This window comes from Aeromonas sp. 604176, from assembly GCF_049170755.1.
Taxonomy (GTDB): domain Bacteria; phylum Pseudomonadota; class Gammaproteobacteria; order Enterobacterales; family Aeromonadaceae; genus Aeromonas; species Aeromonas veronii_A.
Genome location: NZ_JAAKNE010000020.1, coordinates 15,451 through 41,041, shown reverse-complemented (window position 1 = coordinate 41,041; position 25,591 = coordinate 15,451). Strand labels below are relative to the sequence as shown.

Here is a 25,591-nt window from a genome sequence, read left to right as displayed (position 1 = left end):
CAACAAGACAAACCACACCAAACCGCACGCTACCACATCACTGTGACCAACAGGTTAAACGGCGGCTCTGCGCAGGTTGTTCAACCCGAGCAAGGATGCCGCCGTTTCTCGTTAAAGATCAACCGATGTCACGCGGGAGTCAGTTCAGGTTGGGCCCCAGCCAGCGCTCGGCCTCGGCCAGCGTCATCCCCTTGCGGGCGGCGTAATCTTCCACCTGATCTTGCTGGATCTGCGCCACCGCGAAGTATTTGCTCTCGGGGTGGGAGAAGTACCAGCCCGACACCGCCGCCCCCGGCCACATGGCGTAGGATTCGGTCAGCTGCATGCCGATAGCCTGCTCCACCTCCAGCAGTTCCCAGATGCTCCCCTTCTCGGTGTGCTCCGGGCAGGCCGGATAACCGGGGGCCGGGCGGATGCCCTGATAGTTTTCGCGGATCAGCTCCTCGTTGCTGAGGGCCTCCTCGGGAGCATAACCCCAATGAACCTTGCGCACCTGCTCGTGCAGATACTCGGCAAAGGCTTCGGCGAGACGGTCGCACACCGCCTGAATGAGGATGGCGTTGTAGTCATCGTGCTGCGCCTTGTAGGCCTTGGCGATGGCCTCCTCGCCGATGCCGCCGGTCACCGCGAAGGCGCCGATCCAGTCGGGCTTGCCGCTCTCTTTCGGCGCCACATAGTCCGCCAGACAGTAGTTGGGGAAGCCCTGCTTCTCGCTCTGCTGGCGTAGGTGGTGCAGCACTTTTTTCACTTCGCTGCGCGACTCGTCGCAATAGACCTCGATGCTGTCCCCCACCGCATTGGCCGGGAACAGGCCGATGATGCCGGCGCAGCGCACGCTCTGATCCTGTTCCAGCTGATCCAGCATGGCGTTGGCATCGGCAAACAGCCTGGTCGCCTCCTCGCCGATAATCTCGTCTTCGAGGATGCGCGGAAACTTGCCCGCCAGCTCCCAGCTGAGGAAGAACGGCGTCCAGTCGATGTAGGGACGCAGCACCGAAATGGGTACATCTTCGAACTTCTGCACCCCGAGCTCGCGGGGCTTGGGTGGCTGGTAGCCAACCCAATCCAGCTGATGCCGGTTAGCGCGGGCGTGGGCCAGACTGACCGGGCGGGAGCGCGGCTGCTTGCGGGCATGCTGATCCCGGGCGATCTCGTACTCCTTGTCGATGCGGGCGACAAACGCCTCCTTCAGATCCGGGCTGAGCAGGCTCTGGGCCACCCCTACCGCGCGGGAGGCGTTGGAGACATAGACCACTGGCTCCGAGTAGTTCTGCTCGATCTTCACCGCAGTGTGGGCCTTGGAGGTGGTGGCACCGCCGATCAGCAGCGGCAGCTTGAAGCCCTGACGTTCCATCTCCTTGGCCACGTGCACCATCTCGTCCAGCGACGGGGTAATGAGACCCGACAACCCTATGATATCGGCGCCGACCTCACGCGCAGTCTTGAGAATGGTCTCGCAGGAGACCATGACCCCGAGGTCTATAATCTCGAAGTTGTTGCACTGCAGCACTACCCCGACGATGTTCTTGCCGATGTCGTGCACATCCCCTTTCACGGTCGCCAGCACTATCTTGCCGTTGCTGGAGCCGCCCGATTTTTCCGCCTCGATATAGGGCTGCAGATAGGCCACAGCCCGCTTCATCACCCGCGCCGATTTCACCACCTGCGGCAGGAACATCTTGCCCGCCCCGAACAGGTCGCCGACCACGTTCATGCCATCCATCAGCGGCCCTTCGATGACATGCAGCGGCTTCTCGGCGCCAGCGCGTGCCTCTTCGGTATCCTCTTCGATAAAGTCGGTGATCCCCTTGACCAGTGCGTGCTCCAGCCGCTTGCCCACCGGCCAGCTGCGCCACTCCTGATCCCGCGGATCCTCAGCCTGTGCACCGGCACCGCGATATTTCTCGGCGATGGCCAGCAGCTCCTCGGTGGCGTTGTCATTGAGGTTGAGCACCACCGCCTCGACCTTCTCTTTCAGCTCGGCCGGAATATCTTCATAGATGGCAAGCTGACCGGCGTTGACGATCCCCATGTCCATGCCGTTCTTGATAGCGTGATAGAGGAAGACGGCGTGAATCGCCTCGCGCACCGGCTCGTTGCCGCGAAACGAAAACGAGACGTTGGAGACGCCGCCGGAGATCATGGCGTGGGGCAGATGCGTCTTGATGTCCTTCACCGCCTCGATGAAGTCCACCGCGTAGTTGTTGTGCTCATCGATGCCGGTCGCTACCGCGAAGATATTTGGGTCGAAGATGATGTCTTCCGGCGGGAAACCGACCTGATCCACCAGGATTCGGTAGGCACGCTGGCAGATCTCGAACTTCCGGGCGCGGGTGTCGGCCTGCCCCACCTCATCGAACGCCATCACGATGACGGCGGCGCCGTAGCGGCGCAGCAGTTTCGCCTGCTGAATGAACTTCTCCTCCCCCTCTTTCATGGAGATGGAGTTGACCACCGGCTTGCCCTGCACGCACTTGAGGCCCGCTTCCAGCACCTCCCACTTGGAGGAGTCGATCATCACAGGCACCCGGGCGATATCTGGCTCACCGGCGATAAGGTTCAAGAAGCGCACCATGGCCGCTTCGGCGTCCAGCATCCCCTCGTCCATGTTGATGTCGATGATCTGGGCGCCGTTCTCCACCTGCTGCTTGGCGACATCGAGCGCCTCGTCGTAGAGCCCCTCCTTGATCAGCCGCTTGAACTTGGCCGAACCGGTGACGTTGGTGCGCTCCCCCACGTTCACGAACATGGATTCAGGGGTGATGATCAGCGGCTCAAGACCCGACAGGCGGCAGGCTACCGGCAGCTCGGGCAACACGCGCGGCTTGATGCCCGCCACGGCGTCGGCCATGGCGCGAATATGGGTCGGGGTGGTGCCGCAACAGCCACCGACCAGGTTGAGGAAGCCGCTTTGGGCCCACTCGCGGATATGCTCTGCCATCTCACCCGCATCGAGGTCGTACTCGCCGAACGCATTGGGCAGACCGGCGTTGGGGTGGGCGCTGACGCAGGATTCGCTGATGCGAGACAACTCCTCCACATACTGGCGAAGCTCGTCCGGCCCCAACGCACAGTTGAGGCCGAACGATACCGGTTTGACGTGGCGCAGCGAGTGGTAGAAGGCTTCGGTGGTCTGGCCCGAGAGGGTACGACCGGAGGCATCGGTAATGGTGCCGGAGATCATCACCGGCAGGCTGTAGCCCAGCGCCTCGAACACCCCTTCCACCGCGAAGGCGGCGGCCTTGGCGTTGAGGGTATCGAAGATGGTTTCAATCAGAATGATGTCGGCGCCGCCCTCGATCAGGGCATGGGTCGATTCGGTGTAGGCGGCCACCAGCTGGTCATAGGTGACGTTGCGCTTGCCGGGATCGTTCACATCCGGCGAGATGGAGGCGGTGCGGTTGGTGGGGCCCAACACCCCTGCCACGAAACGCGGCTTGGCGGGATCTTTTGCCGTCCACTCGTCGGCCACGGCGCGGGCCAGACGGGCGGCTTCACGGTTGATCTCGGCCGAGAATTCTTCCATCTCGTAATCGGCCATGGCGATGCGAGTGGCGTTGAAGGTGTTGGTCTCGAGAATGTCGGCCCCGGCAGCGCAATACTGCTCGTGGATCTCGCGGATCACCGCTGGACGGGTCAGCACCAGCAGATCGTTGTTGCCCTTGATGTCGGTATGCCAGTCGGCAAACCGCTCACCCCGATAATCCGCTTCCCCCAGCTTGTAGCCCTGGATCATGGTGCCCATGGCCCCGTCGATGATCAGGATCCGCTCCCTGAGGCAGGCTTCCAGCTTCTTTGTTACGTCCGACTGCTTGCTCGGCTCTCTGCTCGACATTACGTTCGACACCGCGTGTTCCTCTTACATCCATGCAACTGCGTAAACAGCATCCTAACAGCAAACAAATAAAATGGAAATCTAGCCGTCTATCAGTCCAAATGTGCCACCATATACTCATTTATGGGTAATGAGTAACATAGGGCCCGAGAGTAACCTATGCCCGTCCTGCATAGGGATACGTGCTTGCTGTCTACCAACGAGAAAAAAATAACTATGAGCGTCTACTACACACTCTGTTTTCTGGCAGCGTTGGCGATTTTTATCGCCTTTGCCAACCAGTATGTTGTGAAGATCCAGACCACCATCGCCATTACTGCGGGCTCCATGCTGATCTCCGCACTGCTGGTGCTGTTTGGCAAACTGGGCTGGTTCAACCTGGAACCTCTTGCCGTCAAGACCATGGAGAGCATCGACTTCCAGAACTTCCTGCTGAAGGGGATTCTGGGCTTCCTGCTGTTCGCCGGTGGCCTTGGCATCAACCTCAAGGCGCTGCGTAGCCAGAAGTGGGAGATCACCATTCTGGCCATCATTGCCACCCTGCTCTCCACCTTCCTCATCGGCTACGGCTTCTGGTTTATCGCCAAGCTGCTGGGCTGGGAGTTGCCGCTGGTCTACTGCATGCTGTTCGGCGCGCTGATCTCCCCCACTGACCCGATTGCCGTACTGGCCATCGTCAAGAAGATGAAAGCGCCACCCCAGATCGCCATCCAGATCGAAGGGGAATCCCTGTTCAACGACGGTGTTGGCCTCGTCATCTTCGCTACCGTGTTTGCCGTCGCCTTTGGCGGTGTCGAGCCCACCTTCGGTAGCGTGGCCGGTCTGTTCCTGCACGAAGCCCTCGGTGGCATCCTGTTCGGCGCCGTGCTGGGCCTTATCGCCCACGTGATGATCAGCGCCACCGATGACGGTTCATTGGAGCTGCTGCTGACCCTCTGCATCCCGACCGCCGGTTTTGCCTTTGCCAACATGATCGGCGTCTCTGGCGCACTGGCCATGGTGGTCACCGGCATCATGATCGGCAACTGGACCCGTCACTCCGGCTTCTCCGAGCAGAGCAGCCATCACCTGGATCACTTCTGGGAGTTGATGGACCAGTTCCTCAACGCCCTGCTGTTCCTGCTGATCGGTCTGGCGCTGGTACTGCTGGATCTCGCCTGGCGTGACTGGATCCTGCTGGTCATTGCGGTGCCGCTCTGCCTGGGCGCCCGCTTTATCAGCGTGTCGCTACCCTATGTGGCTTTCCGCCGATTCCGCAATTACAACACCTTCTCGGTGCGGATCCTCACTTGGGGTGGCCTGCGCGGTGGTCTGGCCATGGCGATGGCGCTGGCACTCCCCTCCGGCGTCATGATGATCCCGGAACATGGCGTCGATCTGCGGGAGGTCATCCTGGTGATGACCTACTCGGTGGTGATGTTCTCCATCGTGGTGCAAGGCATGACCATCACCCCGATGATCACGGCCGCCAAGAAGGCCTGTGGCGACTACTGAGTCGGCCCACTGTGCTGATTGCAGAATGAGAGAGGGCTCCCGTCGGGAGCCCTCTTTTTATGGCGGATAGTTGCGAATATTTGCTGCTGATAGCGCCTTGATTACACAGAGGAAAAGCGTACTGACTTCAACATCGGCAAATTATTGTTTGCTTTTTATTCATTTCGAGGAGAGAATGCTCGTCGGCTAGTTAATCAGCCCTGTTTATGTTTATCCTGCAATGCTTCACCTCACGATGAATCCTGCCAGTACCCGCATAACCTTCTTCTGATTTACTCGCCTTGAGAACCGTCAGGCTGTCTGCCTGCGTTGCCCGGCTCTCACGGTGCAGACCCGATCTGCCCACCCAATTTGATTTATGCATCAGCATATTCCTTGAAAGTGCAGACGCCCTTTAACCGGGCTGGGTATTCCTGCGCGCTTGTCGTTCACCCAATCGATCGCGCCCATTGACCTGACATTTGCCAATACAAGGAGCAAACACCTAATTTATATAGAGAAATACCATGATGAAAGCAGTACAAACACACAAGCCCCTGCGTCGCAGCAAACCCATCAACCTGCCTGTGCAAGAGCACGACAATGATGCGTTTCTGATCCAGTTCAGCACCCGCTTCAGCGGCGGTTTCGCCATCTCCTGTGATGGTATCGCTGGCGAGTTCTCCATCGAAGACCTCAACTGATCCTGCCTGCCCTCCGGCAGCGCCCGATGCAGACAGGCCGCAACTCACGGCGGCCTCTTTGCTTATCCCCCTCCGCCATCATCTGGTGATAGTACACCCCGCATCGTCTCTGCTCCTTCCCTTAGCCTCTTTATCTCATTCGCCTTGCAAACCACCAATGTGCCACTCCGATCACAAATCGCAGTAAAGCGAACCGCAAGAGGTAGCTGACATACCGAGTTGTCGTTATAAGAGAGCCCCTTATCTCCGGAGTATGAACAAGGCAATCAGATGGCCACCATCAGACAGGTCGCAACCCTCGCCAAGGTCTCGACGGCAACCGTCTCAAGAGTGATCAATAACTCTGCCCATGTTGAACCGGCGACCAGGGAACGGGTAGAGAAAGCAATGCGTGCGCTCGACTATCGACGCGACATGGCGGCAGTGGCTCTGGCAAAACGCAGCGGCAATATGCTCGGCCTGTTGACCGGCAATCTGGCCGATCCCTTCTTTGCCAGACTGGCCCGCGGAGTAGAAGCCATCAGCCGGCAGCACGGCTTTCGGTTGATGGTCTGTAGCGGGTCCCATCAAAGCGAGCAGGAGCAGTATGGGCTCGAGTTTCTGATCAATCAGGGCTGCGAAGCCATCGTTGCCCATACCACTCGCCTCTCTGACGAACTGCTGCTCCGTTACGCCTCACACATGCCAGCACTCATTCCCATCAATCGCTATCTGCCCGAGCTGGCTCACCGCAGTGTCTGGCTGGACAACCGGGCAGGCACCCGAGCCGCCGTCGACCATCTGGTGGCTCAAGGTCATCGCCGGATCGGCTTCATCACCTGTGATTTGCCCATCGCCGATCGGCAGCTCCGCCTGGAGGGATATGAGCAAGGAATGGCTCACTATCATCTGGCACTCAAACCACAGTGGGTTATCAGCCAGCCCTTTACCGAGGAGGGGGGCGAACAGGCGGCGGCGCGCTTGCTTGCTGAGTGCCCCGAGGTAACCGCCGTGCTCACTTTCAACGATGTGATGGCGGCAGGCATGATGTCGCACCTGAGAAAATGCGGGCGACGGATCCCTGAAGACCTGTCGATTATCGGGTTCGATGACATCATGCTGGCCCGCTACCTCTACCCGACACTGACCACTCTGCACTACCCCATTGAGACCATGGCCAAACGGGCTGCTGAGCTGGCCATCACCCGACTGCAACAGCAGGACCCGGGCCCGGAGATCCATGAGTTCACCCCTGCACTGGTCATTCGCGAGTCGGTTATGCCCCTGACGCAACCTCCCCTTCTGCGACCATGATCACGTTCCAGAACACCATGTAACCGGTTACATGGCTGGCGTGCAAGGCTCACATTTCCACCAGGCTGCTCGCCCCACAATGGCGCCATGTTCTGAAGCGATGGATCAACTGTGATGAAACAAGAGAGAAAGACCCTGACCCTGGGGCTTGCCACATTACCCATTCTGGTGATGCTGGGGCTCCTGATCGTTGGCTATGTTCTGATGGGATTGCGCATTGAGCCACTGCTCCTGCTGTCCGCCATCTTCACAGCACTGCTCGCCTGCTGGCAGGGATATAGCTGGGACGAGATCATCCAGTCCATCGTCCAGAAGCTGGCCAAGGCGATGCCGGTCATTCTGATCCTGGTCTGTGTGGGTGGATTGATTGGCAGCTGGATGTTCAGCGGCACCATCCCTTACATGGTCTATTGGGGGCTCAAGCTGATCAGCCCGCAATACATTCTCATTGCGGCCTTCTTCATCACCAGTCTGGTCTCGGTCTGTACCGGTACCTCCTGGGGATCAGCGGGCACCGTCGGGGTAGCCCTGATGGGGGTTGCGCACGGTCTGGATGTTTCGCTGGCAGCGGCAGCCGGGGCGGTGGTGTCAGGCGCCTATTTCGGCGACAAGATCTCTCCTCTCTCCGATTCGACCAACTTCGCCGCCATTGTGGCCGATACCACCCTCTACGCCCATATCCAGCACCTGCTCTGGACCACGCTGCCCAGCTTCCTGCTGGCTGCCGGCGTCTTCTTCGTCGCCGGTTTTTCAGTCATCGGTGAAGAGGTGGCCACACCGGAGAAGGTCATCACCATCCTGTCCACACTGGAGCAGCTCTACCACTTCAATCCTCTCCTGCTGCTGCCCCCGCTGATTGTGCTGTGGGGGGCGATCGCCAAGAAGCCCACTATTCCCTTGATGCTGCTGGCCAGCGCCATCGCCATTATCCTCGGGATTACGTTGCAGGGATTGCCGCTACAGTCCGGTTTCAATGCCCTGATCGACGGCTTCAACCTCACCATGTTCACCCCGCTGGGTCATGACGTCAGCCAGCTGCTCCCCGATATCCCCCGCCTACTCAATCGCGGTGGCATGTTCTCGATGATGAGCACCATTCTACTGGTCTTCTGCGCCTTCTCCTTTGCCGGTGTACTGACCCTGACGGGGGCGCTCGACCTCATCATCAATCGCCTGCTGACCCTTATTCACTCCACTGGCCAATTGATCGCCTCGACCATTGCAACCACCCTGCTGGTCACCGGTGCCACCAGTGACGGCAAGCTGGCCCTGCTCATCCCGGGCGAGCTGTTTCAGGACGCCTACCGTCGCATGGGGCTGGATACCAAGAACCTCTCCCGCACCATAGAGGATGCGGGCACCGTGATTGAGCCCCTGATCCCCTGGACGGCTGCTGGTGTCTATATGGCGGGCACCCTTGGCATCCCGACGCTCGATTACCTCCCCTGGGCCATCCAGTGCTATGCCGCCCTTTTCTTTGCCCTGGGCTACGGCTTTACCGGTATTGGCATCGCCCATGCAGACCGGAAAGAGGTGACAGAGGAGCCGCGGACCATGACAGTGGCGGAGGAGCGATAAGATGCCGGAGCACAACTTTGACCAAGTGATTGATCGCCACAATACCAACTCCATCAAATGGGACTGTATGCCCCAGTACCTTGGCATCGACGGCAGCGATCTGCTACCCATGTGGGTATCCGATTTCGACTTTGCCTGTCCACCAACCGTGCAGCAGGCACTGCAACGGCGGGTCGCCCACGGCGTATTCGGATACAGCGAGCGACGGGATGACTACTTCAGCGCCATACAACAGTGGTTTGCCCGGCGCCATCAGATCACCATAGAACGGGAGTGGATCCACTCCGTCGAGGGGGTGATCCCCGGCATCTCGCTGCTACTGCAAATGCTGACACAACCCGGAGAAGGGATTGTTGTCCAGGGCCCCTGTTATGGTTCCTTTGCCAAGATCATCGCGCTGAACGAGCGACGACTGCTAGATAACCCGTTGCTGCGAAAAGGGAATCGCTACGAGATGGATCTGCCGCAGCTGGCACGTCTCTTCATGGTGGAGCGCCCCGCCATGATGATCCTCTGCAATCCCCACAACCCGACCGGCAGGAGCTGGACGTTCACCGAGCTCTATGAACTGGCGACCCTGTGCCAGCAGCACGGCGTGACGCTGGTATCAGACGAGATCTGGGCCGATCTGCAACTGGCTGGCCATCGGCACACCTCGGTGCTCTCCCTGCCGCCCCATTTGCTGCCCAACATGGTGGTGGCGACCTCTGCCAGCAAGAGCTTCGGTCTCTCCTCGCTGCGCATCTCCAACTTCATCATCCCGGATCCTGCGCTGCGCCAGCGCTTCAAACAGCGTCTCGATGCCCATGGTCTGGATGTATTCAATGCGCTCTCCATGGAGGCTGCCACTGCGGCCTATCAGCACGGCGAGGCATGGCTAAACGGGCTGCTCGCCTATCTGACAGATAATCGCCACTGGTTTGCCGAGCAACTGGCAACCCGGTTGCCCCGTCTGCAACTGATGGAGGCCGATGCCACCTATCTGGCCTGGATCGATTGCCGCCAGCTGGAGCTGGATGACGATGAGCTGAAACAGCGGCTTATCGAAGAGGCGAGAGTTGTCCCGTCGATGGGGATCGGCTTTGGCAAAGGGGGGCAGGGCTTTATTCGCCTCAATCTGGGCTGCCCGCGCAGCTATCTGGAACAAGCACTCACCGGACTGGAGCGGCTGGTGTCCAGATAAAATCGCAGAGCAGGGGACAACAGGGGTAGAGCATGCCGCCCCGCTGTCTCCTGCATCCCCCAACTGTGAGTTCACCGGCAGTTTCCCGCTCTGGTGCACCACAAGATGCAATAACGGAACGACCGCCACAGGCAGAGACTCGGAATGGTGATACAAACAGGGTCTCTTCAATCCACCTGATAACGATGCCTGCATGATGACGAAGCTTGAACGCCCCTACTTTTCCAGCGTGCACGAGACCGATGAGGGGCTAAGCAGCCCCCTCTCGCTCTACTCCGTTTATGAGGCGATCGATGTGGAACTGCGGGCTCCCCACGAGATGGCCGGTTACCACTGGCATGGCCAGGTGGAAGTCAACATCCCGTTCGACGGTGATGTGGAGTACACCATGAATGGCCAATCCTTTACCCTGGCGGCAGGGCATGCAGGGTTGTTCTGGGCGGCCATCCCCCATCAGCTGACCCGTATCGGCCACTGCTCGCAGATGGGCCTCATCAATATACCGATCCATCTGTTTCTCTCCTGGCCCATCAATCGGGAGCTGCTGAATCAGGTCACCCATGGCGGCGTACTGCAGTCGCGATCAGCCATGCTGGTGAGCGAGTTTGAACTGACCCGCTGGGTCACGGAGAGCCGGATGGATGACCCTGGCCGTCAGCAACTGGTTGCCGACGAGATCTGCCTGATGTTGCGGCGCCTAGGGCTGGATGGCTGGAGCCGCCTGCTCGCCAACCACAGCAATCAGGGGACGACGACGGGTGCCTCAAAACACTCCCAGTTCCATGTGCAGCAGATGCTCGAATACATTGCCGCCCACCATGATGCCCCGCTCACCACCAGGGAGCTGGCCGATCATGTTGGGTTGCACCCCAACTACGCCATGGGGCTGTTTCAGAAGGTGATGCAGATGAGCATCAAGCAGTACGTCACCGCGATGCGGATCAACCATGCCAGAGCCCTGCTCAGCGATACCGACCGTACCATCCTCGATGTCGCACTGACGGCAGGTTTCAACTCCAGCAGCCGCTTCTATGAGACCTTCCAGCGTTATCTGGGGCTGACACCGAGTCGCTACCGCCAACTGAGTCGGGAACGGGCCAACTCTTCGCAGTAAATTCCCAAATAAAAAAGGGGCTCACGCCCCCTGACTCAATCTCTCCCCGCTTAGCGGGACGGTACCGATACATTCACTCGTCCACCCGGCGGCACAGTCACCTCGACCGCACTCACAGTGACTCCGTTGAGGCGCTGCATACGCGCCTTGCGCAGCTTGCCATCCACCAGCAGGAATCCGTGGTTGCCCGGGAAGCGGGCCTCCCAGAACAGCGCGCGCGGCCCCGTGTTGCCCAACTTGCTGGCGGTAACGCCCTCATGGCGCAGTGACAACCGGTGGGCCCCGACCGGCAGTTGCTCGATGGCTACCCAGTCGATGAAAGCGGGCAATCGGGGCAGGGTTGCCACCCGGTGCGCGGCCGCATCCGGCTCAACCCCCATCATCCCCTCCACGGTCTGCGACACCAGCGTAAAGGAGATCTCCGGATAGTCGCCATTGGTGCCCTGACTAGGCCGCTCATGGGGGAGATTTCGCTTGGCCAGAATGTAGCGCATCCAGCGCCACGCCTCCTCGTTGCGCAGATATGGGAAATAGGTATCCGGCAAATAGGTGTAGGCCTCGATGTTGGCAGGTGCCTGCGGTGTTGTGCCGATCCCCTCGCCCACCATCTCGCTGATATAGTCGAGATAGCGGTCATTGCGCGGCCCCGGCTCTGATAGCTGCTTCATCGGAATAAACCAGCTGTTCTCCTTGCCAAAATCGTTGCGCTTGCTGAGATTGCTGTCGAGGATGCGGGCATAGTGGCCCTGCTCATCCCCGGCAACCCGGCTCCACTCCTCGTTGAAGTAGCGCTTCAGCAGCACCGCCTTGCGCTGCCAGACTTGCGCCGCCCGCTTTTCACCGCGAGCCTGCAGCATAGCGGCATAAGCCAGCGTCGCCTGATACTGGGAGCCGATGGCATCGGCTGCCTCTATCGGGTGCTCACCCCGCTCGTTGTAGGTGCAGGATCCCTGGAAAATACCTCCCTTGCCCTCGGCGATCCCGTTGGGGTGCTGCTCATCATGCAGCGCGATGAAGTCGGTCAGCACCTTGCCGTAAAAGGACCACAGCTCGGGATCCTCGATATAGCGGCGATCGCCGCTCCAGAGGTAGGCGTGGTAAGCCTTCTCCACCAACTCGAACTGGGCGGGCACCTCGCGCACGAACCAGCTGTCGTCCTTGTAGTCGATGGTGTGGGGAGAGCCATCAAAGTTGAAGGCCCAGAGGGTATACCACTTGCGCGCGTCGGTGGCATTGCGAGCAAACACCTTGAACATCGAAAAGTTCTCGGCGCGCCAGCCAGCAATCTCGGCACCGGCAACCTGATGGGCAAAGTCGCGTCCGTAAAAGGCCGTGCGATCGTAATAGCCGGCCCAGTATGAGGGGATGTAGTCATGCAGGCCGGTGCCATCCCCCTCCGGGTGGTACTCGTCCTTGTTGGTGACGCCACGCTGGCCGGTCATGATGAACTGCGCCGTTTTGGCGGCCGCCCAGTTGAATCCTTCCGCCAGTTCGGTGCTGGAAGAGCTGAGATGCACGGCCGGTTGCGATGCTGCCTCCACTCCGGCGGCGACCGCCGGCTGCGCACAGAGGGTAGCGATGCCTGCCGCCATCATGGCGCATGAGAGACGGGCCCGGCGACTCATTGGATATCCCATGTTCAACTCCTTTGATGATGAACGCCGACCCCAAGGTCGGCGTTATAGGTGAAAGAGATCAGCTGGCCGCCGCCTGCGCCTGCTTGGCCTCGATACTTTCGGATTCATATTTGCACATCAGATGATCTACCACCTTGCTCTGGTAGTGGCCGTTGAGCTTGTAGAAGCGGAAGTAAACAAACAGGGTCAGGGCAAAGAAGATGGCCGGCAGCACCACCATGATGGCCTGCATGCCGAAGAGGGTTTCGGCACTCTGCACCGCATTGGGGACATAACCGACCAGAGTCAACATGACACCGATGAAGAAGCCGGCGAAGGCCGAGCCAGCCTTGACCACCATGGTCTGCACCGAGTAAGCGATGCTCTCGTTGCGGGTGCCAAGCTTGTACTCGCCATAGTCGACCGTGTCGGCGACCATGATCACCTGTAGCACCCAGAACAGGGCGGTACCTATGTGGAGCAGGATGCCGGAGAGGATGATCAGCGCGACATTCTGGGGAGCAATGAAACCGATATACATCAGCATCAGGCAGCTCGTTATGGGGCAGAGTGAGGCCAACGCCCAGAGCACCCGCCGCGAGATGAAGCGGGCCAGCCGCGGGAAGATCATCAGGGTGATCAGGTTGGCGATGCCCCCGTACATCATGAAGCTGGGAAAGAGGGACTCCTGACCAATCACATAGGTAAAGTAGTAGATGGCGAAGGCGGTGATGGTGTTGTTCGCCACGTTGTAGCAGAGCGCCATAAACAGCACGCTGGTGAGCTGATCGTTGCGGAAAATAAGCTTGACCGAATCCATGATGGTGGTGCGCTGCTGACTGACAGTGGGGGTCGCGGCCGAGCTGTAGCGCTCCTTAACATTGCGCAGGGTGACCAGGGTCGAGACAAGAAAGAAGGCGACCAGGATGAAGGTGAACATCAGAAAACCGTGGGCCTTGTCCCCCTGGCCAAAATAGTCCACTACCTTGAGGCCGATGGCACCGGTAATAAGCCAGGAGAGACTGGCAAAGAAGCGGGGATAGGGAACCAGTGCCTCGCGCTCGTGCTTATCGATGGTCAACGTTGGCACCAGCGACCAGAAGGGGATATCCATCAGGGTATAGGTCATGCCCCACAGGATGTAGGTGATGGCCACATAGACGAGCAGGGCCGTCCCTTCGAAATAGTGGGCACTGAACACCATCACCAGGGCGATGGAGTTGACCACTGTACCGATCAGTATCCAGGGTTTGAACTTGCCCCAACGGCTACGGGTATTGTCGACAATCCACCCCATGATGGGGTCATTGACCGCATCCCAAATCCTGGCAATCAGAAAGATGGTGCCGACGAAGGCAGCCGACACCCCCACCACATCCGTGTAGTAGAACATCAGGTACATGTAGACGATGCCGATGGCAAAATCCTTGCCGAAGGCCCCGAAGCCATAGCTCAACTTGGTTTTCAGCGAGACGCTCATGGTTTATCTCCTTGGGGGTTAAGCCCCCCGCAGGGGGCTCTTGCTCAGCCGTGAATCCACTCCGGCAACCAGCCGCGGTGGGCTTCAATCAGTTCGTCGATCAGGGCGTAGATCTCGTCCATGCCAAGCACTGCTGCGGTGTGGGGGTCGAGCAGGGCTGCATGGTAGATGCTTTCCCGCTTGCGCTCGGTGATCGCTTCGGTGACTAGCGCCTGCACGTTGATGTTGGTGCTCATCAGGGCGGCCAGATGGGTTGGCAGCCGACCGATGGCGGTGGGCTGAATGCCGTTGGCATCCACCAGACAGGGCACCTCCACGCAGCAGCCATCCGGCAGGTTGGTAATGAGGCCGTCGTTTCTGACGTTGCCATAAATGACGCTGGGCTGACCGCTCCAGAGGGAGTTGATGATGACGCTCGCATACTCGTTCGATTCGGGCACCTCGACCCGTTCGGCCTGACGATAGGCAGTGAGGTCATCCTGCCAGCGGGCAATCTGCTCGACGCAGCGCTTGGGATACTCGTCTAGCGGCACCTTGTAGCGCTCGATGAGATCAGGGCGCCCCGGCTTGATGAAGTAGGGGGTGTACTCGGCAAAGTGTTCGGAGGATTCGGTAACGAAGTAACCAAACTTCTTGAACAGCTCGTAACGCACCAGATTCTGGCAACGCTGGTTGTGGTGCAGGCCGGGCTTAGGGGCAGTCCCCGCTTCATAGGCAGCCAGCAGCTCGGGATAGAGATTGACGAATTCGCCGCTCTCCAGCTGACGCTCAAGGGTCAAATAGAAGGCCATGTGGTTGATACCGGCACAGCGATAACGCAAGGTCGTCGGATCGATGCCGAGATCACGGGCCAACTCGTGCGCCGTTCCCTGCACCGAGTGGCACAGTCCCACCTGCTTGATATGAGGGAACTGTTGATACATGGCCCAGGTGTTCATCGCCATCGGGTTGACGTAGTTGAGCATGGTGGCGTCGGGGCACACCTCGCTCATTACCTCGCACACCCGCCAAAGATGAGGGATGGTGCGCAGTGCCCGCATGATGCCGCCGGGCCCAAGCGTATCGGCAATGGTCTGTTCGAGACCGTGGCGTTTGCACACCTCGAAATCGGTCACGGTACAGGGCTCGTAACCGCCGATCTGGAAAGCAACGATGACAAAGTTGGCCGCTGCCAGCGCAGGTTTCAGCTCGGTATGGCAACTGAGCAGCCCCTTGGCACCGCTGGAATCCATCAGCTTGCGCACCACAATCTGGGACTCTTCCAGCCGCTGTGGATCTATGTCCATCAGGGAGATGTTGGCATTTTTCAGGGCCGGTTTGTGAAACACATCCCCCAGGATGTTCTTCACAAAGATGGTAGAGCCTGCGCCGATAAAGGTGATATTGGGAGTTCTCATGTCCATTGCTCCAATGACGGTGAAACCAGTGTGCCTACTATGCAGGGCTGGTCCCGTCAGGTGCGTCTCGCTTACGGAACAGAGACTCCCAAAAACTCATTTTTGATGGGCTGGCTGACAAGATCTTAGAAAACGGGACACTTGTTCCCGAAAGTGGGACTCCCCTCTCCTGGCATCGACCGGCTCGCAGACAGCCGGAACGTTACTCCGTTACCCCGGATTCGAGCAGCAGGCACTCATCGGCATCTTCGCTCAATTTGACCAGTCGACTGTGCACCAGCCCCAGCTTGGCCAGCAGGCCGATGGATCGCTCGTTGCCCGGAGTGACGATGGCAACTACCTGCCCGATCCCCAACCGGCTTTTGCCATCGGCAAGGGTGGCCTGCGCCGCTTCAATGGCGTAGCCCTGGCCACGATATTGCGGCAGGAAGGCGTAACCGATATCGACCTGCTCCAGGGTATCGCGCTTGATCAGACCGCAGATACCGAGGCTGGCACCGTCATCCTTGCGCTCCACCAGATAGAGCCCGTGACCATAGCGGGCATAGCTGACTGCCGGCCCCTGCTGGATATACTCCTGCGCCTGTTCGAGGGTGCGAATGCCCCGATCACCGATGTAGCGATAGAAGTCACCGTCATTGAGCAGCTCAAGGATGAAGGGGGCGTCGGTGGCGATCATTTCGCGCAGGATCAGGCGGGAGGAGGCAATCATGGCAAGGGCTCTCAAACGGAAAGTGAAGGGCAAAGAGTGCCCCGTCACTCCCGGGCTGGCAAGCCTGTGGCACCATCACTCATACAAAAGGGGCCGCAGTGCGACCCCTGACGAGATGGGAGAAACGGGCTCAGGCGGCCAGCAGTCCGGCATAGCCGTTGCCCTGCTCGCGCAGCGCAGTGAACTGGGCAGCGCAATCGGCCCAGCTCAGCCCCAACGCATCTGCCACCTTGTGGGGCCACTCAGGGGGCACCTCTTCCCCCACATCGGACTGGGCCGCCAGCACAATGGCCAGATGGATCAACCCGGCCTCGGCGGAAAATACCTTGGCCAGCATGGGATTGTAGTGATACTCCACCGCATTGCTGATGGTATCGGGAAACTTCCAGTAACGAGCCATGGCCGCCCCGACCTGGGCATAGTTGAAGCCAACCACCAGCTCTTCTGCCTTGGCCCGCCCCTTGTGCAGCTCCAGATCGTGAATGTGGTGGACAGTGTTTTCAGGCAGCCCCACGTGCATCACCAGCCGGCCAAGATCGTGCAGCAGAGCGCAGGTAAAAACCTCATCTCCCTTCATCCCTTTCTTCACCGCCAGACGGCGGGCCAGTTCAGCCACGTTGAAGACGCAGCCCCAGAAATGTTTGAGATCAATGCCGGGCACGGCCTTGACCGATTCGGTGAGCCCGCAGGCCAGCACCATGTTGCGCACCATCGCCAACCCCAGCCGCACCGCGGCTTCATTGACGGTGCCGATCTGACGACTGCTGCCGAATTTGGCCGAGTTGGCCAGCCGCAGCAACTTGGCGGAGATGACAGGGTCCTTGTTGATCAACTTGCTGATCTTCAGCAGATCCGGATCCTTTTCATTGAAGGTCTGGATCAAATCGCGCATCACTTCAGGGATCTGGGGCAGTAGCTTGGGCTCAGCCAGCAGGGAATCTATCGTGGGCATAGGCGTGTCCATCCATGTTATCTGTGTTCCAACCTGTTTGCCTTGGCAAACTCTTCCTAATTATGGGTAACAAATGGCCTCCTCATCGGATTGTTTATTCGCTGGCCATTCAAGGTGTTAGTCACATTCAGGCTATACTGGCCGCCACATTCACTGTTGCGGATATCCCATGAACGACACTCAGGAATTTTTTGACGAAGAGACGCTGCTGGAGATGGTGGAGAACCAGCTCAACGATGGTCACCCTCCCCATGTGAAGGCGACCCTGATGCGGCTGGTGATGAAGGGCACCCCGCGGGAAGAGGCGTTGCAATATATCGCCTGCGCCCTAGGGGCCGAGCTGATGGCGATGGAGGCCGATCAGGGCCCCTTCAATCTGACCCGCTACGGCGAATTCCTCGACAGCCTGCCCGAGATGCCGTGGGCTGACTGATAACCGGAGCTGACCAAGGCGCTACGCCTTTGCATGACTCCTTAAAAACAGAAGGGCGGGCGCCAATGGCCCCGCCCTTGTTGTATGGATCCGCTCCGGATCAGAACTGGGAGTTGATGACCACCTCTTCCCCCAGCGCCCCTGCCAACGGCAGTGGTCGATAGCTGGAGTTGGCGGCCCGCAGCAGCCGAATGCCGCGAATGCCGACCTCCTGCGCCGCCTTGATATCACCGTAGAAGAGCGTCATCTGCTTATCCTTGAGCCACTGCACCTTGGTGTTCTGCCCCGCTGGCCACCGGCGAAGATCACCGGATTGAGCTGGTCGGCCGGAATATTCATGGTCTGCTGCAGGATCTGGCTCACGGTCTCGGTCTTGGTGGCTAGCCCCCCATTTTATCCGCCCGGGATAAGCCTCCACCAACCAGGATATGACAAGCCTCTTTTGACCCTAGATATCGGCTGGAAGAGCCAGAGTGGGCTATAACTGCTTAACACCCGCTATTGATATCAAAATCAACGACTCTCTCTGGAGATGCCATGGACGCGCACACTTCCTCTTCCAATACCACAGGTTCGGCCCCTTCCACTCATCATGCCGGGATAGACACCCTCGATCAGGTGCTGGTACGGCTCGAACTCTCGCCAGAGGGGCAGATCCTTGATGCCAACCCGCGATTTCTGAGCCTCATGGGCTACACGCTAGATGAGCTCTCCGGCAAGCACTACGGCATGCTGCTCTCCCCGAACCAGGTGCAATCCGCCACACATGACACCTTTCAGGCAGCACTGCGCAGCGGCTCCTCGCAGGAGGACGAGCTTCACCTGCTGGACAAGCCGGGGCGGGATGTCTGGATCCGTGGAGCCTGCAGCCCGGTTCTGGATGACAATGGACAACTATCTCGTATGACTCTGTACGCCATGGATCTGACCGGGCAGAAGCAGCTCACGGCCAGCTTCGAGGGCCAGCTCAATGCGCTGAGCCGGGTCATGGGCAAGGTCGAGTTTTCGCTGGAGGGCACCATACTGGATGCCAATCCACGCTTTCTCGACATAGTGGGTTACCAGCTGGAAGAGCTGAAAGGGCAACACCACAGGCTGCTGGTTGACCCAGACTACGCCCAGTCGGCGGATTACCTCGCCTTCTGGGACACGCTGCGCCGGGGCGAGTTTCTGGCTGGCGAATTCTGCCGCCTGAACAAGCAGGGACAGGAGGTATGGATCCAGGGCTCCTACAACCCCGTGCTGGATCTGAACGGCAAGCCCAGTAAAATCGTCAAGTTTGCCACCGACATCACGGCGCAGGTGGAGCAGCACCGCCAGCTCAAACAGGCGATGGTGGAAGCGGAAGAGGCCGCCAGAGTGCGCGAGGAGCTGCACAAGTCTCTGCAAGAGATGTCGACCCCTGTCACCCCTATCTGGGACGGGATCCTGCTGCTGCCACTGGTTGGGATCATCGACTCCATGCGCACTGCCGACGTGATGAACAAGTCGCTCACCAAGATTGCCGAAACCCGCGCCCGGGTCTTTGTGCTGGATATTGCCGGAGTCGCCACCGTGGACACTGGCGTCGCCAACCAGCTGATCAAGATCACCAAGGCGACCCAGTTTATGGGCTGTGAAGCCATCATCTCGGGAGTCTCCCCCGCCATTGCCCGTACCATGGTGGAGCTGGGGGTGTCGGTCGGTGACGTCCGTACCACGGCGACCCTGAGAGACGCCTTCGAAATAGCGCTCAAACGGGTTGGCTCAGCCCTCTAGGTCGCGGCAATGACCATGCAGCTCAACAACGATCTTGGCATCGCCGATATGGCCGACTGCATAGTAGTCAGCATGCGCCCCGATCTCGGAGACGACGGCATGCAGATGCTGATGCAGGCCCTCTCCCAGCGACTGGTACACGGGCGTCACCATGCAGTCTTGCTCGACTTCTCCGGCGTCATGCTACTGGATCACCATGAATTCAGACAGGTTTGCAAACTTGCCGAGGTGTGCCGTCTGTTGGGTGCCACCTGCCTGCTGGTAGGGCTAAATGCCGGGATCGCCGCATTTCTGGCGCTAGCCGAGGCACAGCCCGGGCCACTGCGCTGCTTCATCGACATGGACGACGCTTTTGCCCATGTCAGCCGCCTCCAGGGCGAGGAGTAAACCGCCATGATACAAGAGCATGCGACCCGGGAGGCCAGCTATCCGCTACGCCACGATATCGATCTGCACCTGGCTGTGATGTCGGTTCGTCGGCTCCCATTTATCGCCAACCTATCCGACGTGGATCGCGCCATGCTCTCCACCGTGGTCTCCGAACTTGGCAGCAATATCCTGAAATACGCCGGGCAGGGGGAGATCACCCTGATGCTCCATCACCCGAAGGGGAGATCCTGCATCGATATCATCGCCCGTGACAAAGGGCCCGGCATATCGGATGTCTATCAGGCCCTGCAGGATCACTACAGCACTTCCGGCACCCTGGGACTGGGACTGCCCGGCGTGCGGCGCATGATGTCAGAGCTCACCATCAGCACACCGCCGGAAGGGGGCACCCTGGTGCAGGCGCGCAAATGGCTGGGTTCTGTACCCTCGGTCCCACGTCTCATCACGCCCACCCAACAATGGGGGCAGGCAGGTCTGACACTGGTCTGGGCTAGCGAAAACAGACCCTGTTATCCGGAAAAGGTCTCCGGCGATCTGGTCTTTATCCGACCCACATCCGACGGCGTCTTGCTGGTACTGATCGATGTCAGCGGCCACGGCTCCTCGGCCAACAAGCTGGCACTGATACTGCAAGAGGCGCTGCAAAACACCCCTGAACAGGAGCCGGCACCTCTGCTGCAGCTGTTGCACCAACACTGCATCGGTACCCGGGGAGCGGCCGCTGGCATAGCCCTGGTCAACAGTGAACGGGGTGAACTGAGCTACGCCGGCATCGGCAACACCCGCATCTGTCTGCGCGGCCATGACCTCTGGCGCGGTATCTCCCGTGATGGGGTGCTGGGGGAGCGCTTCCCCACCCCCTTGCTGCAACGGCAGCCCATCAAGCCGGGGGATGTGCTGATGCTCTATTCGGATGGCATCAGCGAGTCACTCAACCTGCGTGACGGCGCACTGGATCTGGGGGCTGATCCCGTCATTCTGGCCCGTCAAGTCATAGACCATAGTGGGCGCAGCACCGACGATGCGAGCTGTATTGTGCTGCGGGTACAACCAGAGAAGGAGCGCTAGATGCGGCAGCTGATCGGTGATATCAGGCTCTCTGGCCCGACGGCAGCCCTCACCGCCAGACGCAAGGTGATCCAGGTGCTCACCTGCATCGACAAGAGCCCCACCTTCGTGGCGCCGCTGGCGGGTACCACCTCGGAGCTGGTGCGCCAGCTGACGGCAACCATCGACTCACTGCAACTCCAGCTTTGGCTGGAGAGCAATACGCGGGAGCTGTGGGTCTCCCTCTCGGCCGACGAGCCACTGCAGCACAACGCACCCGGTGCAACCCATGGCAGCATCCGGCTGGTTCCTCATGCTGACACCGCCATCGCTCTGGTATGCCACCTGCCACACTGGCCCGATGACGCTCTGCTGTTGCAGATGCAGCAGCAGTTCGCTGAACCGACCCGGGATGAGCTGTTCGCCGTGATGCAGACCAAGAATCAGGAGCTGGAGCAGGCCTATGAGCTGGCAGAAAGCGCAACCCGGGCCAAAAGCGATTTTCTCGCCAACATGAGCCATGAAATCCGCACCCCGATGAACGCCATTCTGGGTATGGCCCACCTCGCCCTGCAAACACGCCTCGACTCGCAGCAGGCTGATTATCTGGGCAAGATCCAGCGCTCGGCCCATCACCTGCTCGGCATCATCAACGATATCCTCGACTTCTCCAAGATCGAGGCGGGCAAGCTGGATCTGGAGCAGATCGAGTTCGATCTCGACCATGTGCTGGAAAATCTGGCAACCCTGGTGGGCGAGAAGGCCGAAGCCAAAGGCATAGAACTGCTGTTCGAGGTCGATCACCAGCTAGACACCCTGCTCTATGGCGATCCCCTGCGGCTCGGCCAGATCCTGATCAACTACGCCAACAACGCAGTCAAATTCACCGAGCAGGGGGAGATACTGGTCAAGGTCACTTGTCTGGAGAAACGACCGCAAGAGGTGCTGTTGCACTGCTCGGTGCAGGACACGGGGATCGGCATGAGCCAGGAGCAGCAGCAACGGCTGTTCCAGTCTTTCCAGCAGGCGGACAGCTCCACCACCCGCAAATACGGCGGCACCGGCCTCGGGCTCGCCATCTCCCGCGAACTGGCGGCACTGATGGGAGGGGAGGTCGGCGTGCAGAGCGAACCGGGCAAGGGAAGCACTTTCTGGTTTACTGCCCGACTCGGCCGCGGCAGATACCGCTCACGCTATCTGCCAAGTCTGGATCTGCGTGGCCGCCGCATACTGGTGGTCGACGACAGTGCCAGCGCCCGCACCATACTGGCTGCCCTGCTGCGCAGCATGAGTTTCGTGGTCGACACCGCCGAATCGGGTCAGCAAGGGCTGCAGATGATCGCCTGTGCCGAGCAGGAAGGTAACGCCTACGAGGTGGTGCTGCTGGATTGGCACATGCCCGGGCTGGATGGCATAGAGACGGGGCGCCGCCTCATCGCCCGCGGCCTTGGCAAGCGGCTTTATCGGGTCATGGTGACAGGTTATGGGCGGGAAGAGATTTTTCGCGAAGCAGAGGCCGCCGGCTTTGATAGGGTGCTGGTCAAACCAGTCTGTGCCTCTGTGTTGTTTGATACCATCATTGGGCTGTTCGGCCAGCAAACCACGGCGACTGCCTTGAAGCCCACCCAGCCTACCCACAACTATCGCTTCGAGGGACTCCGTATACTGCTGGCAGAAGACAACGAGCTGAATCAGCAGGTGGCCATGGAACTGCTGCGAGCGGCGGGCATCGACGTCAGCATTGCTGCCAATGGTGCCATTGCTCTGGAAATGGCTGCGCAACAACCATACGACCTGATCCTGATGGACATGCAGATGCCGGTGATGGATGGACTGACTGCCACCCGTCAGTTGCGCCAGCAAGAGAGCGAAGGGCACCACACTCCGATCCTCGCCATGACGGCCAATGTCATGGCCGGTGACCGGGAACGCTGTCTGGCGGCCGGTATGGATGACCACATCGCCAAGCCCATCGACCCCGACAAGCTTTATGCCGCACTGCAGTGCTGGGCCCCTGCCTTCAGCGTTGAAACCGATGCAATACCCAAGAGCGCACCTTCACCACAGCACCAGCCATTGCAGCCTCAGTTAAGAGCGCTCGGACTCAATGCCGAAGCCGCCCTGCAACGGCTGATGTACAACTGGGGGTGGTATCAGGATCTGCTGCAACGATTTGCCCAACAGGGCACCCGGCCCATGCAGAGCCTGATCGCCGCCCTGCAGAAGAACGACCGGGAGGAGGCCCATCGTCAGGCCCATACCCTCAAGGGGATTACCGCCACTCTGGGCGCCGAACCACTGCGGGGTATCTCGGCCAGGCTGGAGAGTGCACTCTCCCGGGGGGATGACACCACCAGCCTGCTTCCACTGGCGGAACAGGGGCTGCAGATGCAGCAGCAACTGAGCGATGGCCTACAGGCCCTGCTACCCACCCAGACCACAGCCGACCTGCCGGAGCAAGAACAAGTCGACCTGGCGCCCCTGCTGGCGCAGCTGATCCGGCTGCTGGCGGAAGATGATGCCGGAGCTCTGACCCTGTTCCAGCAGCATCAGCAGCAGCTGACGAGAGTGCTGGGAGAGACGGCATCCAGGATGGCTGACGCCATTACCGGCTTCCGTTTTACGGATGCACTTGCACATCTGCAACGAGTCCGGGCCCTCAGGCCCGATCTGTTCAACCAAGAGTGAGGGCACCACCATGCTCAACCTGCTGGATCCCGATACCAAGCCCACCCTGCTGGTGGTTGATGACACCCCTGAAAACCTCTCATTGCTCAGCGCCTTGCTCAGCCCACAATACCGGGTCAAGGTCGCCATCAGTGGCCAGCGGGCACTGGAGATACTGTCATCAGACTCCCGGGTAGATTTGATCCTGCTTGATGTCGTGATGCCCGGGATGGATGGTTATCAGGTGATGCAGGCACTGCAGGAGATGCCGCAGGCACGGCATATTCCGGTGATTTTTCTGACTGCCAAGGTAGAGGAGAGCGCCGAGGCACATGGACTGGCTCTCGGCGCCGTGGACTATATTCACAAGCCGATCTCCCCCGCCATCGTGCTGGCCCGCGTCAGAAACCACCTTGAGCTGAAGGCGGCACGGGATCTGCTACATGACCAAAATGCCTATCTGGAGCAGGAGGTGGAACGACGCACCCGAGAAAACGAGCTGATCCAGAACATCACCATCCACTCCCTCGCCTCTCTGGCCGAAACCCGGGACAACGAGACCGGCAACCACATTCTGCGCACCCAGCATTATGTGAAGCTATTGGCGGAAACTCTCTGCGAGCACCCTCGCTTTCGTGCCGAGCTGACCCCCAAGACAATAGAGCTGCTGTTCAAGTCGGCCCCCCTGCACGATATCGGCAAAGTCGGCGTACCGGACCGGATCCTGCTCAAACCTGGCAAACTCGATGAAGATGAGTTCGCCCAGATGAAACACCACTCCACCCTTGGCAAGGAGGCCATAGTCCACGCCGAGGAAGCGCTGGGGGTAGAGGTGGAATTTCTGAGACTGGCCAAGGAGATCGCCTGCTACCACCACGAGAAGTGGGATGGCACCGGCTACCCCTACGGTCTGATAGGAGATGAAATTCCCCTCTCGGCCCGACTGATGGCGCTGGCAGATGTGTACGATGCCTTGATCAGCAAGCGGTGTTACAAGGCAGCCATGACCCATGCAGAGGTGGTGCCCATTATTTTGGCGGGAAGGGGCAACCATTTTGATCCCGACATCACGGATGCCTTCGCTCACATCCACGTGCAGTTTCACGAGATCGCGCTGCGCTACAACGACGACAAGAGCGATCAGGAGGCCAAACTCGACTAGGTGCTGGAATCAGCAGGCAACAAGTCAGTGAAGATGAAACCATCGCGCTCCACCGTCTCCCCCGTGCAGATCGCCAGCGGGCGCAGAAACATGGGACCATCCCAGGCCAGAGTGTGAAACTCGCCGTTCTCGCCGCACGGATCGACCCCCGCCGGCAGCGCCGCCAGCAGTGCCTCGTCAAAATCGTGGCCACCCAGGCTGGCATCCAGCTTGTTCGGGTCGAGAGCACTGATCCGCGCCTTCAACCCAGCGGCCACCATCTGCGACGCCAGTTCACGGGTATTGCTGCCCCACAGCGGGAACAGTGGTTCGATGCCGGTGCCTGCCAGCTGCTTTTCACGGTAGGCGCGCACATCCTCAAGGAACAAGTCGCCAAAGGCCATATGGCGGATCCCCTGTGCCACCACATCGGCGATAAAGCCGGTCATGATGCGGGCGTAATCCTCGTTGCTGCAGGGCCAGGGCAGATCGATGGTGATGAGGGGCAGCCCGACGCAGGCGGCCTGTTCGGTCAACAGCTGCTTGCGCACCCCGTGCATCGCCACCCGCTCGAATGCCTGATTGAGGGTGGTAAACAGCCCCACCACCTCGATGGCGGGATCCTGCCGCAACTGATGCAGAGCCCATGCGCAATCCTTGCCGCTGCTCCAGGAGAGCAGTACCCGTTTCTTTTCCATCATTCCTCCGCCAGCGGGGCACTCGGATTGCCCCAAAAAGATGCAAGACAGTGTTGCGAATTGCGCGATTTACACACAAGAGGCAGGCAGCATACTCTCGATCACCTGTATATACCCCTT

The 25,591-nt window shown here is 59.6% G+C and carries 20 protein-coding genes; 12 read left to right on the top strand and 8 right to left on the bottom strand.

Features of this window, described 5'->3' with window-relative positions; all coding sequences use genetic code 11:
- Positions 1-139 precede the first annotated feature (139 nt).
- The gene (gene metH, locus G5358_RS05725) at positions 140-3,835 is read right to left on the bottom strand and encodes a methionine synthase (RefSeq protein ID WP_421323778.1); all 3,696 of its coding nucleotides are present in this window, start codon (positions 3,833-3,835) and stop codon (positions 140-142) included.
- Positions 3,836-4,051: 216 nt separating this feature from the next.
- On the opposite strand from metH, the gene G5358_RS05720 reads away from it, so the two are divergent.
- The 6 genes from G5358_RS05720 (at position 4,052) to melR (ending at position 11,180) form a co-directional block, all read left to right on the top strand.
- On the top strand, positions 4,052-5,329 hold the full coding sequence (locus tag G5358_RS05720) for a cation:proton antiporter (protein ID WP_019446508.1): 1,278 nt from the start codon (positions 4,052-4,054) through the stop codon (positions 5,327-5,329).
- Between the two features lie 506 nt (positions 5,330-5,835).
- Entirely contained in the window at positions 5,836-6,012 is a 177-nt protein-coding gene (locus G5358_RS05715) for a hypothetical protein (protein WP_005340085.1), read from the top strand.
- 270 nt (positions 6,013-6,282) lie between these two features.
- The gene (locus tag G5358_RS05710; protein WP_216952773.1) at positions 6,283-7,305 is read left to right on the top strand and encodes a LacI family DNA-binding transcriptional regulator; all 1,023 of its coding nucleotides are present in this window, start codon (positions 6,283-6,285) and stop codon (positions 7,303-7,305) included.
- Between the two features lie 114 nt (positions 7,306-7,419).
- Positions 7,420-8,883, top strand: a complete 1,464-nt coding sequence (gene nhaC, locus G5358_RS05705) for a Na+/H+ antiporter NhaC (protein ID WP_421205577.1) — start codon at positions 7,420-7,422, stop codon at positions 8,881-8,883.
- Between the two features lies 1 nt (position 8,884).
- Complete coding sequence (locus G5358_RS05700; RefSeq protein ID WP_421172684.1) at positions 8,885-10,066, top strand: MalY/PatB family protein; 1,182 nt, start codon at positions 8,885-8,887, stop codon at positions 10,064-10,066.
- A 193-nt stretch (positions 10,067-10,259) separates the two neighbouring features.
- Positions 10,260-11,180, top strand: coding sequence for a transcriptional regulator MelR (gene melR / locus G5358_RS05695; protein ID WP_421172683.1), 921 nt, complete (start codon positions 10,260-10,262; stop codon positions 11,178-11,180).
- 50 nt (positions 11,181-11,230) lie between these two features.
- On the opposite strand, the gene G5358_RS05690 is transcribed toward melR, so the two are convergent.
- From G5358_RS05690 to G5358_RS05670, 5 genes are all read right to left on the bottom strand, one after another.
- Positions 11,231-12,817: a hypothetical protein gene (locus G5358_RS05690; protein ID WP_421205581.1), complete on the bottom strand. Its 1,587-nt coding sequence runs from the start codon at positions 12,815-12,817 to the stop codon at positions 11,231-11,233.
- A 58-nt stretch (positions 12,818-12,875) separates the two neighbouring features.
- Entirely contained in the window at positions 12,876-14,276 is a 1,401-nt protein-coding gene (gene melB / locus G5358_RS05685) for a melibiose:sodium transporter MelB (protein WP_216952768.1), read from the bottom strand.
- Positions 14,277-14,320: 44 nt separating this feature from the next.
- Positions 14,321-15,673 carry an alpha-glucosidase/alpha-galactosidase gene (locus G5358_RS05680; RefSeq protein WP_216952767.1) on the bottom strand — a complete coding sequence of 451 codons (1,353 nt, stop codon included), beginning with the start codon at positions 15,671-15,673 and terminating at the stop codon, positions 14,321-14,323.
- Between the two features lie 202 nt (positions 15,674-15,875).
- Positions 15,876-16,385 carry a GNAT family N-acetyltransferase gene (locus G5358_RS05675; RefSeq protein ID WP_216952766.1) on the bottom strand — a complete coding sequence of 170 codons (510 nt, stop codon included), beginning with the start codon at positions 16,383-16,385 and terminating at the stop codon, positions 15,876-15,878.
- A gap of 130 nt (positions 16,386-16,515) precedes the next feature.
- On the bottom strand, positions 16,516-17,337 hold the full coding sequence (locus G5358_RS05670; RefSeq protein ID WP_216952765.1) for an HDOD domain-containing protein: 822 nt from the start codon (positions 17,335-17,337) through the stop codon (positions 16,516-16,518).
- Between the two features lie 169 nt (positions 17,338-17,506).
- On the opposite strand from G5358_RS05670, the gene G5358_RS05665 reads away from it, so the two are divergent.
- Positions 17,507-17,770: a hypothetical protein gene (locus G5358_RS05665; protein WP_042658108.1), complete on the top strand. Its 264-nt coding sequence runs from the start codon at positions 17,507-17,509 to the stop codon at positions 17,768-17,770.
- Between the two features lie 100 nt (positions 17,771-17,870).
- On the opposite strand, the gene G5358_RS05660 is transcribed toward G5358_RS05665, so the two are convergent.
- Positions 17,871-18,017 (bottom strand): hypothetical protein, encoded by a 147-nt coding sequence (locus tag G5358_RS05660; RefSeq protein WP_302055900.1) that lies wholly within the window; start codon positions 18,015-18,017, stop codon positions 17,871-17,873.
- A 290-nt stretch (positions 18,018-18,307) separates the two neighbouring features.
- Between G5358_RS05660 and G5358_RS05655 the strand changes: the two genes are divergently transcribed.
- The 5 genes from G5358_RS05655 to G5358_RS05635 are packed head-to-tail and all read left to right on the top strand — an operon-like array spanning position 18,308 to position 24,794.
- The gene (locus G5358_RS05655; RefSeq protein WP_421323775.1) at positions 18,308-19,528 is read left to right on the top strand and encodes a PAS domain-containing protein; all 1,221 of its coding nucleotides are present in this window, start codon (positions 18,308-18,310) and stop codon (positions 19,526-19,528) included.
- A 15-nt stretch (positions 19,529-19,543) separates the two neighbouring features.
- Positions 19,544-19,915 carry an anti-anti-sigma factor gene (locus tag G5358_RS05650; protein ID WP_216954502.1) on the top strand — a complete coding sequence of 124 codons (372 nt, stop codon included), beginning with the start codon at positions 19,544-19,546 and terminating at the stop codon, positions 19,913-19,915.
- Between the two features lie 6 nt (positions 19,916-19,921).
- The gene (locus tag G5358_RS05645) at positions 19,922-20,986 is read left to right on the top strand and encodes an ATP-binding SpoIIE family protein phosphatase (RefSeq protein ID WP_216952763.1); all 1,065 of its coding nucleotides are present in this window, start codon (positions 19,922-19,924) and stop codon (positions 20,984-20,986) included.
- A complete protein-coding gene (locus G5358_RS05640) occupies positions 20,987-23,653 on the top strand; it encodes a response regulator (protein WP_216952762.1) in 2,667 nt (888 codons plus the stop codon).
- On the top strand, positions 23,592-24,794 hold the full coding sequence (locus G5358_RS05635) for an HD-GYP domain-containing protein (RefSeq protein ID WP_216952761.1): 1,203 nt from the start codon (positions 23,592-23,594) through the stop codon (positions 24,792-24,794). Before G5358_RS05640 ends, G5358_RS05635 begins: the two co-directional genes overlap by 62 nt.
- On the opposite strand, the gene G5358_RS05630 is transcribed toward G5358_RS05635, so the two are convergent.
- Entirely contained in the window at positions 24,791-25,471 is a 681-nt protein-coding gene (locus G5358_RS05630; protein ID WP_216954501.1) for an adenine nucleotide alpha hydrolase, read from the bottom strand. The genes G5358_RS05635 and G5358_RS05630 overlap by 4 nt on opposite strands.
- Positions 25,472-25,591 lie beyond the last annotated feature (120 nt).

Coding starts and splice junctions, on each gene's coding strand:
- G5358_RS05665 (WP_042658108.1), top strand. CDS start 17,507: ATGAACGACACTCAGGAATTTTTTGACGAAGAGACGCTGCTGGAGATG.
- G5358_RS05655 (WP_421323775.1), top strand. CDS start 18,308: ATGGACGCGCACACTTCCTCTTCCAATACCACAGGTTCGGCCCCTTCC.
- G5358_RS05690 (WP_421205581.1), bottom strand. CDS start 12,817: ATGGGATATCCAATGAGTCGCCGGGCCCGTCTCTCATGCGCCATGATG.
- G5358_RS05675 (WP_216952766.1), bottom strand. CDS start 16,385: ATGATTGCCTCCTCCCGCCTGATCCTGCGCGAAATGATCGCCACCGAC.
- G5358_RS05635 (WP_216952761.1), top strand. CDS start 23,592: ATGCACTTGCACATCTGCAACGAGTCCGGGCCCTCAGGCCCGATCTGT.
- G5358_RS05660 (WP_302055900.1), bottom strand. CDS start 18,017: ATGACGCTCTTCTACGGTGATATCAAGGCGGCGCAGGAGGTCGGCATT.
- G5358_RS05680 (WP_216952767.1), bottom strand. CDS start 15,673: ATGAGAACTCCCAATATCACCTTTATCGGCGCAGGCTCTACCATCTTT.
- G5358_RS05650 (WP_216954502.1), top strand. CDS start 19,544: ATGCAGCTCAACAACGATCTTGGCATCGCCGATATGGCCGACTGCATA.
- nhaC (WP_421205577.1), top strand. CDS start 7,420: ATGAAACAAGAGAGAAAGACCCTGACCCTGGGGCTTGCCACATTACCC.
- G5358_RS05700 (WP_421172684.1), top strand. CDS start 8,885: ATGCCGGAGCACAACTTTGACCAAGTGATTGATCGCCACAATACCAAC.
- G5358_RS05720 (WP_019446508.1), top strand. CDS start 4,052: ATGAGCGTCTACTACACACTCTGTTTTCTGGCAGCGTTGGCGATTTTT.
- G5358_RS05710 (WP_216952773.1), top strand. CDS start 6,283: ATGGCCACCATCAGACAGGTCGCAACCCTCGCCAAGGTCTCGACGGCA.
- melB (WP_216952768.1), bottom strand. CDS start 14,276: ATGAGCGTCTCGCTGAAAACCAAGTTGAGCTATGGCTTCGGGGCCTTC.
- G5358_RS05645 (WP_216952763.1), top strand. CDS start 19,922: ATGATACAAGAGCATGCGACCCGGGAGGCCAGCTATCCGCTACGCCAC.
- G5358_RS05670 (WP_216952765.1), bottom strand. CDS start 17,337: ATGCCCACGATAGATTCCCTGCTGGCTGAGCCCAAGCTACTGCCCCAG.
- G5358_RS05640 (WP_216952762.1), top strand. CDS start 20,987: ATGCGGCAGCTGATCGGTGATATCAGGCTCTCTGGCCCGACGGCAGCC.
- metH (WP_421323778.1), bottom strand. CDS start 3,835: ATGTCGAGCAGAGAGCCGAGCAAGCAGTCGGACGTAACAAAGAAGCTG.
- G5358_RS05630 (WP_216954501.1), bottom strand. CDS start 25,471: ATGGAAAAGAAACGGGTACTGCTCTCCTGGAGCAGCGGCAAGGATTGC.
- G5358_RS05715 (WP_005340085.1), top strand. CDS start 5,836: ATGATGAAAGCAGTACAAACACACAAGCCCCTGCGTCGCAGCAAACCC.
- melR (WP_421172683.1), top strand. CDS start 10,260: ATGATGACGAAGCTTGAACGCCCCTACTTTTCCAGCGTGCACGAGACC.